Annotated in this window: 8 protein-coding genes; 1 reads left to right on the forward strand and 7 read right to left on the reverse strand. The window is 42.5% G+C overall.

Annotation, left to right across the window (positions count from 1 at the left end; all coding sequences use genetic code 11):
- Positions 1 to 441: 441 nt before the first annotated feature.
- From cdaA to DEM91_RS07300, 7 genes are all read right to left on the reverse strand, one after another.
- Positions 442 to 1,221, reverse strand: coding sequence for a diadenylate cyclase CdaA (cdaA, locus tag DEM91_RS07270; protein WP_275975251.1), 780 nt, complete (start codon positions 1,219 to 1,221; stop codon positions 442 to 444).
- Between the two features lie 171 nt (positions 1,222 to 1,392).
- Entirely contained in the window at positions 1,393 to 2,232 is an 840-nt protein-coding gene (gene folP / locus DEM91_RS07275) for a dihydropteroate synthase (RefSeq protein WP_249858471.1), read from the reverse strand.
- A 305-nt stretch (positions 2,233 to 2,537) separates the two neighbouring features.
- Positions 2,538 to 2,732, reverse strand: a complete 195-nt coding sequence (locus DEM91_RS07280) for a hypothetical protein (protein ID WP_249858450.1) — start codon at positions 2,730 to 2,732, stop codon at positions 2,538 to 2,540.
- Positions 2,733 to 2,749: 17 nt separating this feature from the next.
- Positions 2,750 to 6,013, reverse strand: coding sequence for a hypothetical protein (locus DEM91_RS07285; RefSeq protein WP_249858451.1), 3,264 nt, complete (start codon positions 6,011 to 6,013; stop codon positions 2,750 to 2,752).
- Positions 6,014 to 6,310: 297 nt separating this feature from the next.
- Positions 6,311 to 8,011, reverse strand: coding sequence for an ATP-binding protein (locus DEM91_RS07290; protein ID WP_249858452.1), 1,701 nt, complete (start codon positions 8,009 to 8,011; stop codon positions 6,311 to 6,313).
- Entirely contained in the window at positions 8,008 to 9,171 is a 1,164-nt protein-coding gene (locus DEM91_RS07295; RefSeq protein WP_249858453.1) for a tetratricopeptide repeat protein, read from the reverse strand. Before DEM91_RS07295 ends, DEM91_RS07290 begins: the two co-directional genes overlap by 4 nt.
- A 360-nt stretch (positions 9,172 to 9,531) precedes the next feature.
- Complete coding sequence (locus DEM91_RS07300; protein WP_249858454.1) at positions 9,532 to 10,872, reverse strand: UDP-N-acetylmuramoyl-tripeptide--D-alanyl-D-alanine ligase; 1,341 nt, start codon at positions 10,870 to 10,872, stop codon at positions 9,532 to 9,534.
- Between the two features lie 275 nt (positions 10,873 to 11,147).
- Here DEM91_RS07300 and DEM91_RS07305 point away from each other — a divergent pair, with 275 nt between their 5' ends.
- The gene (locus tag DEM91_RS07305; RefSeq protein ID WP_410525631.1) at positions 11,148 to 12,449 is read left to right on the forward strand and encodes a hypothetical protein; all 1,302 of its coding nucleotides are present in this window, start codon (positions 11,148 to 11,150) and stop codon (positions 12,447 to 12,449) included.
- The last annotated feature ends 33 nt before the right edge of the window (positions 12,450 to 12,482 follow it).

Raw genomic sequence — 12,482 nt, forward strand, 5'->3', positions numbered from 1 at the left:
AGAATTTAAAAGTATTCTCACCTTAGTTCTTTTCTAATGAATTGAACGGTTCGTAAAACTTGTTACCTATGTATTTACGCTTCAAGAAAACTTGTTAACTCGTCGCCTCATCAACTCGTTTCCTAAAAAGCAATACATGCTTCTTGTACTACTTCTGTCTTATGTAAATCTTTTTCAAAGAACGCTTCTTTTTTGCAAACGCAATTTTTAGTGCGAAAGCGGATGCAAAGATAACACAAAAGAAGTTACCCTCCAAATAATTTCTATGAAAAAGAAGGAATTCTTGCGTTTTTAACTTTTGTTCACTAAACTTTATTCGTTTTGAACGACTTTACCTTATTATATATAGGTCTGTCTAAAGTGCTTAAAGTATCAAAAGTGTAAAGAAAAAGGAAAGAAATTGTATTCGCATAGCAACCGTAAGATTAGAAAAGATGCACGTTATCTTCTTTTCATTTCAGAAGCTAACAAACTTTCTAAATCTTCAGCAGACAATCTGAGTCTAAACTCCCCGTTCATAGCAACACTTATTCGTCCAGTTTCCTCTGACACGACAACAGCAATCGCATCACTACTTTGAGACACACCCATAGCTGCTCTATGTCGTAAGCCCAATTCCTTAGGGATATTCAAGTCATGAGAGACGGGTAAGATACAACCAGCAGCCTTTATGCGTCTATTTGAAATAATCATTGCGCCATCATGCAAAGGTGAATTTTTAAAGAAAATGTTTTCAATGAGCCGCTGGTTTACCCTCGCATCAATAAAATCGCCCGTTTCTACAATTTCTCCTAACGAAATAGAGCGCTCAATCACAATTAAAGCTCCTACTCGACCTTTCGCCATGCTCATACAGGAAAGCACAATAGGCACAATTGTCTCTTTATCCTCTTCGTCATTCTCATGATTGGCAGTAAAAAACTTTGAGAGAGCTTGAAATCTCTGGTGAGCACCTAACTGATATAAAAAACGACGAATTTCTTCTTGAAATAAAATAATGAGACCGATAACACCTACGCTCACCAATTTATCCATGATAGAACCAAGCAATCGCATTTCAAGCACTTGACTGACAAAAAGCCAAATAAGGATAAAGAACAAGATACCTATAAAAACATTGAGTGACCTGCTCTCTTTCATTAACCGATAAACATAATAGAGCATCAGTGCCACTAAGACAATATCAATGATATCTTTAATACCTATATCGAAAGGAATCATATTTTGAGTTTATGAGTTGATAAGTTTTTTAGTTGACGAGTTGACGAGTTAACCAGTTGAGAGTTCACCAGTTGAGAGTTCTGCAACCCAAAAGGCTAACTACTCCCCTCCCTTTCGGGGAGGGGTTGGGGGTGAGGCCATTGAGGTAAGTCCGTTGTGTTAGTGAGGCTATCATACACTTTGCATTTTTTCGTAAATCTTACAAGCCTCAACCGCCTCTTTGACGTCATGTACTCGCAAAATAGTGGCACCTTTTTGCAAAGCAAGGGTATTTAACACCGTAGTGCCATTGAGCGAAGTCGTCGGGTCTCCACCCAAAAATTTATATATCATGCTCTTTCGGGAGATGCCAACTAATATCGGTAAATCAAGTACTTGTAAATCCTCCATCCTTCGGTATAAAACATAGTTGTCGTCTAATGTTTTCCCAAATCCAAAACCTGGATCCAAAATAATGTCTTTTGCTCCCAACGCATACAATTCTTGTACTTCACCAGCAAATGAGATGAGCATATCACGCAAGTTCGATTTTACAGACATTAATATATAAGGAACTTGCAGCTGCGCAACGGTTTGAAACATACTCTGCTCTTCGTGGATAGGGGTGTTGACAATACCCGTGATGCCCCCTTCCGAGACATCATTAATGATATCTGCTCCCCACTCTTCTATACATCTTCGAGCTACCGCTGGTCGATAGGTGTCTACCGACACGATGGCCTCTGGCTGCTCACGTCTAACGATGCTTAATGCACGTTTCAGCCTATCCATCTCCTCTTCTTGGGTTACTTCAAAAGCACCACCTGGTCGTGTCGAGAAAGCTCCCACATCAATCATAGTACCCCCTTCTTCAATAATCTCATTGGCTCGATTAGCGATTTCAACCTCTGTCTGCTTTCTACTCCCTTGATAAAAGGAGTCTGGTGTCACATTGAGGATACCCATAACTTGTGGGCGGGACAGGTCTACCAACTTGCCTCGAACATTCATTGTATAAGTTTTCTTTTTCATCTTTTTCATAGATTTTTCCCTGCGAGGCTACCAAAATACATCATCCACTTCTTGAAGATAGGTGTAGGTTCCAGTCCTCTTTGCAAATTTAGATAAAATTTCCAAATTATAAGGCAGTGTGATAAAGAAAGTACTTTTTTCTTGAAAATAAAGGTTTGACACACAAAAAAAACAACAAAGAAAGTCATACCATTTTTGCGATTGAGAAAGATTCTGACAAAATAAATCGTATCAAATAGATCCGGACAAGACTCAACGCCCTGCCCGGATCACCTAAACTAAATACACATCGTAATGAGGAAAGTTTAGTAGTCAAAATCTTCTGGATCCCAAAGATTGTACTGATGATATCCGTTGTCTGTAAAATCCTCAAGCTGCTCTTCTTCTACTTCAAAATCAAACTGCTTGCTATCCGCATGGTCATGATAACTTCCTTGCATCAATTGCCCATAACAAGTGTTGACGGATATAATTCCCGGTGCTATATATTGTTTTTTCATGACGATTTCCTCCTTAACTATTTTACGATGATTTTCTTTCCGTTCACTACATAAAATCCACCTGGCAGGGTCACGGTCTGTGTCTCTCCTCTATGAAGACTTACTGACCATACCACCACGCCACTGGTGCTATACACTTTCACCACAGTTGCTTCTCTTGCCATAGCCGTTATGGTTCCCTGTCCTGGGATAATAGCCAAATCAGGTTCTGTATTGATGTCAGTGATACTGGTTGGCATATTGTCATCATCACCGAAAACGGTTCTGAAAGAGAACATTTTAGCAGGTGCTCCCGCAGAGCTATACTCGTAAAATGCGCGGAATGGATATACATAAACATACGGGAATTCTGGCCGTAGATTGGTGGAGCTCAAATACATGTTCTTCGCAAAATAGAACACTTTCTTTGCAGCCCTGTCGATTTTCTTTCCAGCATACGAACCGTAGTTATGAAAGTTATAAGTCGTAGCACCTATCTTGCCTGTGGCGGTCTCACCACTGAATGTGTATTCAGTAGCATTCATCGCACTTCCTTTCGTTGCCATGATGTCAGAACCTTTCTGTTTGGCTGTGAACGAGATGTTCGCATCCGTAGGAGCCGTCGTCACCTCTACCATGTATGGCACGTTAGCTTCCGTATGCGTTCCTGTAATCAGGTCGAACTTTGCCTTACCGCGATAGCTCAGGGCAGATGCGTACTCTCCATCTTCCAATGCCAGACAGTTGTCGGGTGTCATCTTGCTTACCTTGAACGAGCACAGCCCATCCTCGTTGGTATGAACCCCATCTGTAACCTCCAAGGTAAATGGGAGAACCACCGTTGCGTAGGCCACCTTGCCATTGGCAGGAATGGTAATCTCACGCGTATAACTTGCGTAGTTTTCTGCTGGAACAGTTATCTTGTAAGGTGCATAGAAAGGCTGACGGTCGGTTATCACGATGTTCTTGCATGCTCGATAGTCTCCGCTCTTTGTCTTCTGTACATAGTTATCCATTTGGTAGCAGGTACGCTCTGGGAAGTAGATGAGGCAGTTGGGATTGAGCAGCGCCTTCATCGCGTTCATCTCGCTGGCTTCAGGGATATGCACGGAGTATAGGTTGGTATAGTCCAAATAGAGAACTTGCATGCCCGTGGCTCCAACGCCCGCAATATGCTTTTCTGGATTGCCATAAAGCTCATCTTTCAGGGCCTGCTTCATCATCGGAACGGTTAGGTAAGCTCTGCCAGCAGGAATTTCATCGCCCGTTATCGCATCCAGCGCCTTGAATTCGCCACCATACATAGGCAGTTCGGTATCATTGCCGTCACGGTTATAGCAGGTCTTGTCATAAATCTTAGTCAGCACACACTTAGCCACATAGTCCTTTGTTTCCAGCTTCAAATCCATGAGATAATAAGCATAGTAACGATGTTCCATGGCTGTGGTTGGCGCAACGTTCCATCGGGTTTCATCGGCAGTAAACAAGTAGCAGGGCTTTCCTTCACCCACCTTGATCACGATGTCTTCAGAAAAACTGCCTCCCTGAGCCAAATAGAGATTCTCCGAGTAAGGATATTCCTGCAACTGCGTTGTGCTGCCCGAGATATTTGTGTTGCTCAGCTCATCAATATTGCTGTATTTGAATGCCTGATTTCCACACATAGATGTAGCAATCTTGTCAGAAGCAGGCTCGTTGCCAGTGGTACTATACTGTTGTCCGTCGGTATCGTTGTAGTATTTTGACTTCACAAAGAAGTAGCGGGCATGGCGTGGGTCTGTCTGTTGATAGGTCTCATCACCATATTTGCTGTACAGGTTCTCGAATGTGAAGCGGCACTTCTGCTCCCCTCCTCCAAAGAAATCTTGCGGCACATAGAAGACAAACTTGCCACCAGACACCTGGAAGTCATTACTCGTGAACTGTTGCATCAGTGTAGGACCGCTCGCTGCCAACGAGTGGCAGATGATGTCAATGTTGTTGATGAACGGATTGAGCGCCTCAAGAGTTAGCTCGAAAGTAAGCAGCGCCTTGGTATCTGGGGCAAGTCCCTCTATAGAGAACTTAATGGCGTCGTTGTTCAAGCCTGTCAGCACCACTGTCCCGTCAGCTCCACTGTTTACGGTTCGTGTCTCTGCAATCTCGCCCTTGTTTGTACTGTACACCTTCAGTGTGTAAGGCGATGGTGTGAAGGCTGGGTTGCGTACACTATTACCTTTATATCTTATGCTTCGTGCTGGAGCTGCCTTCCCGTAATGATACTTAATCTTGGCGCCAGTGATGCGATAGCCCAGAGGCACCGCAATGCCATTCTGTGTGACAGTAGCGGTTGGCGACTCTATATAATAGGTATTATTGCCTAAGGCATAGTATAGCTGTCCGCCATTCTGCAAGGCTTGGATACTTCCAGTTCCTGAGGTTGTGGGCAGCTTCTTGTCAGTAGTTACAGCATCCTCCTGATAGAGCCTGTTGCTGGCCTTGAGTTCCTCTACATTCTGGTAATCGTAGCTATAAAAGGTTTTTCCATTTTTGGTATGAGGTTTTATCTCCCCCAAATCCAACTTACCTGTATTGAACAGAGACCCTATCATGTTCACGCCTTGGCTGACGATGTCGGCAGGCGAGCCTGGTGTCACCTTGGCATCGAAAGCACCTTCGGCTGTAAAATAAAGTTCGCACGACTTCAAAGTAACGCCATAGAACCCCGAAACAGTATGATGCAGCAAGAAATAAAGGTTGTTGTCCATATCTGTTTCATTCTTACTGGTGCGCTCTATGACGTACTCTTTCGTATCGTTGGTTCCTGGCATGTTTCCCGTGGTGGCCTTGGACTGATTGAAATCGAAGTCGCGGCCCGTTTCATAAAGCTGTTTGTCGATTTCAGCCAACTTCAAGTTGCTGATGGTCTTACCATTAACATTATTCAAGAACACCATGCGGTATCCCGTGAACCGATAACCTTTAGGCAGGGAGATACACATGTGCAACTCTGTCGTCAACGGTTGCCCAGAAACGACAACGTACTTATCTTGTGACGTATCCAGAATGATATCGCCTGCTGGATCTGTCAGCACGCCACTTTCAGAGATGTCGCCCTTGTCGGAAACGGTAAGCGTCAGCGGCAACTGCTCATGCCTCCACAGCGAGCTCCAACCTCTTTCAAAACCTAACTCACCTTCATAGGTGAGACCAGCGACCAATTTTCCCGTTGAAGGGCTGATGGCCACATTCTGTGCTACTGCTTGAGTAACATTCAATTGGCATATCCATATACCAATGAATAAAGCTAAAATTTTCCTCATACTGTTTGTTTTTAGCAGAACTCCAATTGTCGTCCTGGGTGTGATTATTATGATTTGATTTGTGCCAAGCACTTTTCATGTGGCAAAATTAAACAGTATAGGAACAGGTAGGTAGGACTATTCTGCCTTAATATAGGAATTATCTAACATAATGCTTGATAACTTTTAGGACTTTTCGTCCAAAAGAAAAACGCAACTCACTTGTTTTCAATGAACTAAAAGTCCTAATGACATAAAAAGCGCACCTTTCAAAAAGATACGCTTTCATAAAAAAATTACGAGCAACTTGTCACTTTTTTAAGATGGCAATCGACGATATTGTGACGGCATCACACCATATTTTTTCTTGAATACTCGTGAGAAATAGGCAAAATCTTCAAATCCACATTTCAATGCAATTTCTCCGATACTCATATTTGGCTCTACTTGTAACATGCGTTGTGCTTTTTCCAATCTAATCTTTTGAATATAAGCACTTGGATTTTCACCGGTGATAGCCACAGTTTTTGACCTTAATTGTTTGGGAGTCATGCACAAGTCGGCTGCTACCGATTCCACGCTTACCGTTCCGTTGTTCATGTGAACATATACATAATCAATGAATTTGTGTAAGAACTCCTTATCCAACTTGTTCAGAGCCGTCATGTTATTGACATGCACATTTGACGAGAGTGCATATTTTTCACGCATTACCTCCCTTTGCTTAATCAGGTTTCTAATTCTCAACTTTAACTCGTCTGCACTAAACGGTTTTACAAGATAGGCATCGGCTCCAGCCTCTAATCCTTTTAATCTGTCAGCATCGGTACTGCGCGCTGTAATCATAATCACCGGAATGTGATTCAACACCTCGGACATTTTGATTTCACGGCACATTTCCAACCCATCTTTTCGTGGCATGAGCAAATCGGTGAGAATCAAATCGGGCATCAAACTTAAAGCCTTCTCCAGTCCTTCTACACCATCATGAGCAAAATACAATTGATATTCATGCCCTATCTGCATGCCGATATATCTTGCCACATCGGCATTGTCTTCCACCACCAACACCGACACAGCGTTCTCATGAGTTGTTTCTGGTTCTTCGATAGATTCTTCTGGCACTTGATTGTAGTTAGGTTTCTCTTGTTCGTACGCCTCAATAGGCTTGATAACAGCATCCTGACGGGTAGCTTTTAAGGGCAAGCTCACCGTAAAGGTAGTACCCACTCCCACTTCACTTTCTACCTCAATTGTTCCCTTCATTGCCTCCACAAGTTGCTTCGTCAATGCCAAGCCCACGCCCGAGCCAACATCTGCCGACGGATTTTGTGCTTGGTAAAACAGGTCAAATATAAAAGGTAAGTCGTCTGATGGAATTCCTTGTCCGTTATCTCTCACCACCAGTTTCAGTTTATCTTTTTCTACTTCCACAGTTGCTCTCACCATTCCATGTTGTGGTGTAAACTTAATCGCATTTGACAGTAAGTTACGCACAATCTTGGTGAGATAGCTGGGTATAAAGTCCATCATCACAGTAGATTGCTTAGCAGTAAACAAAAATTCTATATTTTTATCTTGTGCCAATATTTGATGACACTCTGCCAGCATCCTTATATAAGTTACCGCATCCCCATGTCGATACAGCGGTTGATTCACAACCGACCTTTCCTTCGCTATATCCAACAATTGGTTGACCAAGTCGAGGAGTCCATTACCCTGCCTCAATATCATACCACCAGCTTTTTTCAGTTCCTCTTTTGTTATCAGCGTTCCGTCGGTCATCTGTCTGCCAAAACCTAAAATAATTGTCAACGGCGTACGGAATTCATGCGTAATATTCATGAAAAAATGATCTTTGGCTCGTTGTATCTGTACTTGCATTTTATGGTTTTTAGACCTGATACGTATCACATACCACAAAAATACAATAATGACTGCACAGAGTAAGATAATGCAAAGGCTACTGAACAAGAACACTTTTTTGATGAGTCGCTCTTGCTCAATGTCGCGCTTCATCGCCAACATCTGTTTTTCTTTACTTTCACGCTCATACTTGATGCGAATGTTCTGAATGTGCTGTATTTTTTCTCGCTTATCAAACTATCACGATATGCTTGGCTCTTTTTATAATTCATAAAAGCCTGCTCGCTGTCGCCACGTTTGGAATACATCCTGGACTTCTCATGATATAAGGCTACCAAATTCTCCCATGCACCCAACTGCTCGGCTACAGGCTCCGCCTCTTTCATGTAATGTGATGCCATGGTCAAGTCACCTTTATCTATATTTGCCCTAATGAGTGAAATAGTAGCCTCCATCCAATGCCACTGGTCTCCTACGCTTCTCAAGATTTCTTCAGCATGCTGGTATTTAGCAATCGCTTGATCCCATTGACCAGCCTTCTCTTCTAATCCCCCTAAATGTATCCAGCACAACGCTACTCCCAAGCGCGAGCCTGCTTTTTGATTCAGCTGCATCGACCTTTTGTAGTACCAACGTGCTGAGTCTATTTTCTCCTTCGATTCCAACAGAGAGCCCAAATTAGCATAATTAATGGCTTGTCCTAAGGCACTTCCTAACTTTTTCTCCCCATCCAAAGCCATCCTGAAAGCATTCTCTGCAGCCTCGACATTGTCAAGTGTAAGATGCACATTTCCAATTCCATTAAGCGAAACGACTCTGTTTTTTTGAAATTTGAAACTTGTATGATCGCTATATTGATCACATAAGTTCAATGCCTGATAATGCGCAGACGATGCCTCTTCCAATGCACCTATCCGTCTATAATCTGTCCCTGTCTGGTTGAGAGCTACAATTGCTTCCAACGTGTCAGCCTGTTCATTGGCAAGCTCATACTCTTTTTGATGAGCTGTCAAGGCTTGGTCAAACCTGCTTGAATCGCGATAAGCAATGCCCAAGAACCGATAACACAGCATCATAGCACTGCGATTGTGCTCTTCACGATATTGGTTCAGCCGACGTTGCAATGAATCTATACGCTCCAAACCCTTTAGCTCTTTTTCTAAATGCTCTTTCTCAAAAGTTGCTTGAGCCTTCTCTTCACTTCGAGAACAACCAATCAACATGGACATGCTCAATAATAGCATGCAAAAAGAAGTGAGCAGCTGCTTGATATTAACCTTGCGATAGGTGCCAAAGGTTTCGTGTCGATTCATTGAATAATAAGGATTTATTCTGCAAATATAAAAATAAATACACAAAATCACAAAGAATCTTTAATATTTATACCTAAAAAACTAAAGATCTTTCATTTAATAAAGATGGTTTGTTGTAACAACAATGACCCGTCAATGAAAGAGCCGCGTCTATACAGCACTATTCCCTCAAATGATTTGTATAGCAATAGAACAACCAACAACACAAAAGAGAAGAAAACACAGCTTGTGTAGAGTTGCTGGGACGGTTCGTGCGTCCCTATAGCAGTATGGCTACGAATTTCCAACTTTAGTAAGTGTGAAGTTGGGTGTTTCGTTGAAATAAGTTACACTTTGCTGGTACTTACAAGTGCAATCATTTTATAAAAGTTCGGGAAGTTGGAAAAGTTTGATACCATTGCTTCCTTTGATGAGAATGTAAAAGCCTTGCGGTTGTTCTTGCCGAATCGCTTCTTTCACCTCTTCTATATTCTTATATTTCTGAAACGTTGTTGTTGTCTTACCAAATTCCTCACCTACTAACCAAATTTGTTGAATGGGGAGGATGTTTAGGAGATTGATAATTTTTTGATGTTCAGCCACACTTACCTCTCCAAGTTCACGCATATCGCCCAAAATTGCCATTTTGGGTGCTACCTGCATTTGTGCAAAATTAACGAGAGCCGCTTCCATACTGGTAGGGTTGGCATTGTAGGCATCTACAATCAAGTTGTTATGTTTCGTTACTTCCAGTTGGCTGCGGTTGTTACTTGGCGTATAATGGGTCAATGCATGGTTGATTTCATGAGGTTGAACCCCTAAGTAATGACCGATACTGATGGCTGCCAGTAGATTATCAAGGTTGTAGGCACCCACCAAATGAGTATGCACCTCGTACCACTGGTTGGAGTTTGGTGAAGTTTCTCCTCCAGAAATGTGTCGCCATTGGAACGTTAAGAATGGATTATTGCTACAGATTTTCCCTTGATAGCTAATACCTGTTTGTTGTGTTTGCGAATAACTAATACGCTGGACGTGAGGACAGTGGGCTTGAAACATTTCCTGTAAATGAGGATTGTCTTGGTTGATAAATACCTTTCCGTTGGGCTTGTTTGCTTCCATATAATCGTAAAGCTCCGCTTTTGTGCGCTTTACTCCCTCGAAAGAACCAAAACCTTGTAGATGAGCGCGCCCCACATTGGTGATGAGCGCATAGTCGGGTTCTACTACGTTTACCAATGATTGGATATCACCGGGATGACTTGCCCCCATTTCTACGACGGCTATCTCATGTTCAGACGTCAAGCGTAAGAGCGTTTTGGGTACGCCTATTTCGTTGTTAAAGTTTCCTTGTGTGTACCATACATTGAAACGCTCAGCTAATACCGTTGCCAATAGTTCTTTGGTAGTGGTCTTGCCATTAGTGCCTGTGATGCCGATGATGGGTATACCTAACTTCCGACGATGATAGTTGGCAAGCTGCTTTAAGGTTTGAAGACAATCCTCAACCAAGATATAGCGTTCATCTTGCTGTATTTGGTATTCCTTCTGGTCAATGACAGCGTACGCACATCCTTTTTCTAAGGCACTACCTGCAAACTCGTTACCATTAAACGAAGTTCCTTTCAAGGCAAAAAATATACTATCCTTAGGGCAGTCACGACTGTCTGTGGTAACCACAGGATGCTTCAAAAATAGTTTGTATAGTTCAGAAATATCCATACCTTCTTTCTTTTATTGGAGATCTATCATCAATCTGTTTCAATTGCAAAGATAATTGAAATCACATAGCTGGCAAAATATTTTTTAATCTTAGAGACTTCATCATCATTTTTGAGGATAAAATAAGGTTTACTGATGCTTATTGCGCCATGAAACGACGTTGAAATCACCACTTTTAGGTATTGTATGAATTTCTATTTTAGAATAATTTTGCAACGTATAAACAACGTTTTATAATAAGTTTGAATAATTTGTTAAAATTATATATTGTTAATATGGAAAAGCGAATAGCCTATATTTTTACATTGGTATGCACCCTGTTATGCTTCTCGGGTATGGCAAAAGCACAGGGATGTGCAAAAGATAGTACGAGATGCTGCAAAAAAAGCAGACTGTCATTAGGTGGCTACGGAGAAGCCGTGATGAGCAGGATGTTTTATTCCGACAACATCAACCGCTACAGCAAGGCAGAAAAGTACAAGAATGCCAAAAGCCGTGGGCAAGCAGACTTGCCTCACGTTGTGGTGATGTTGGGATACGACTTTGGCAAGGGTTGGACTATGAACTCAGAGATTGAGTTTGAACATGGTGGCACCGAGAGTGCCATGGAAATGGAAGATGAAGAGTTTGGCGAATGGGAAGGCGAGATTGAACGCGGTGGCGAAGTGGCACTGGAACAGTTTTGGATTCAGAAATCGTTCTGTCGCGAATTGAACATACGCGCTGGTCACGATGTGGTTCCCATTGGATATACCAATGCACATCACTTACCAACCGAGTTTTTCACTGTATACCGTCCTGAAGGAGAAAATCAGATTTTACCCTGCACCTGGCATCAAACGGGCGTTTCGGTTTGGGGACGGTGGAAATTCCTGCGTTATCAAGCCATGTTCTTGCCAGGTCTTAACTCACTCTTGTTCAGCAAAGACCAGTGGATTAAGAATGGATCGGCAAGTGCTTTTGAATTCACACCATCCAATAAATATGCCACAGCGGTTCGCCTTGACTTCTACCCATTGAAAGGACTGCGTATAGGTCTCAGCGGATATTATGGCGAATCGTTCAACAATACCTTGCAGAGTGATGAGCGCGGTAAATATAAAGATGTGAAAGGTGCTGTCACCATTGGAACGATTGATATGAGTTACACAGGTCACGGTTGGCGCATTCTTGGTGGTTTGGATTATGGACATCTGGGCGATGCCGACATCATCTCAACCTACAATCGCTCGCAGAGTTCAACCTCACCATACAAACGTACACTCGTTGGCAACCGCGCACACGCCGCAAGTATTCAGGCAGGGTACAATGTGCTGCGCTTCTTCCCGTGCATGAGAAGTGAGAAACAACAACTGTTCGTCTTCGGAGCATACGAGAACTATGATGCCTATCACCCTGTGGCTGGAAACAGCGACTATGAATGGACCGACAGAAACCGCATCGCCTTTGGCTTCAACTATCATCCAACGAAACAAATTGTTGTGAAAGGAGAATACAGCAACCGTTTCCTGAAAAGCAAGTTTAATAACGAACCGAGCATTTCGCTGGGTATAGCCTATGCGGGATTTTTCCTATAGTCTTTACAATATAACTCTAACAATAAAAAACAA

The organism is Prevotella sp. TCVGH, assembly GCF_023522295.1.
GTDB classification, from domain to species: Bacteria; Bacteroidota; Bacteroidia; order Bacteroidales; family Bacteroidaceae; genus Prevotella; species Prevotella timonensis.

What these genes read in the sequence shown, in the direction of transcription:
- DEM91_RS07300 (WP_249858454.1), bottom strand. Translation starts at nt 10,872, where the DNA reads ATGGATATTTCTGAACTATACAAACTATTTTTGAAGCATCCTGTGGTT.
- DEM91_RS07295 (WP_249858453.1), bottom strand. Translation starts at nt 9,171, where the DNA reads ATGAATCGACACGAAACCTTTGGCACCTATCGCAAGGTTAATATCAAG.
- cdaA (WP_275975251.1), bottom strand. Translation starts at nt 1,221, where the DNA reads ATGATTCCTTTCGATATAGGTATTAAAGATATCATTGATATTGTCTTA.
- folP (WP_249858471.1), bottom strand. Translation starts at nt 2,232, where the DNA reads ATGAAAAAGAAAACTTATACAATGAATGTTCGAGGCAAGTTGGTAGAC.
- DEM91_RS07285 (WP_249858451.1), bottom strand. Translation starts at nt 6,013, where the DNA reads ATGAGGAAAATTTTAGCTTTATTCATTGGTATATGGATATGCCAATTG.
- DEM91_RS07290 (WP_249858452.1), bottom strand. Translation starts at nt 8,011, where the DNA reads ATGAAGCGCGACATTGAGCAAGAGCGACTCATCAAAAAAGTGTTCTTG.
- DEM91_RS07280 (WP_249858450.1), bottom strand. Translation starts at nt 2,732, where the DNA reads ATGAAAAAACAATATATAGCACCGGGAATTATATCCGTCAACACTTGT.
- DEM91_RS07305 (WP_410525631.1), top strand. Translation starts at nt 11,148, where the DNA reads ATGGAAAAGCGAATAGCCTATATTTTTACATTGGTATGCACCCTGTTA.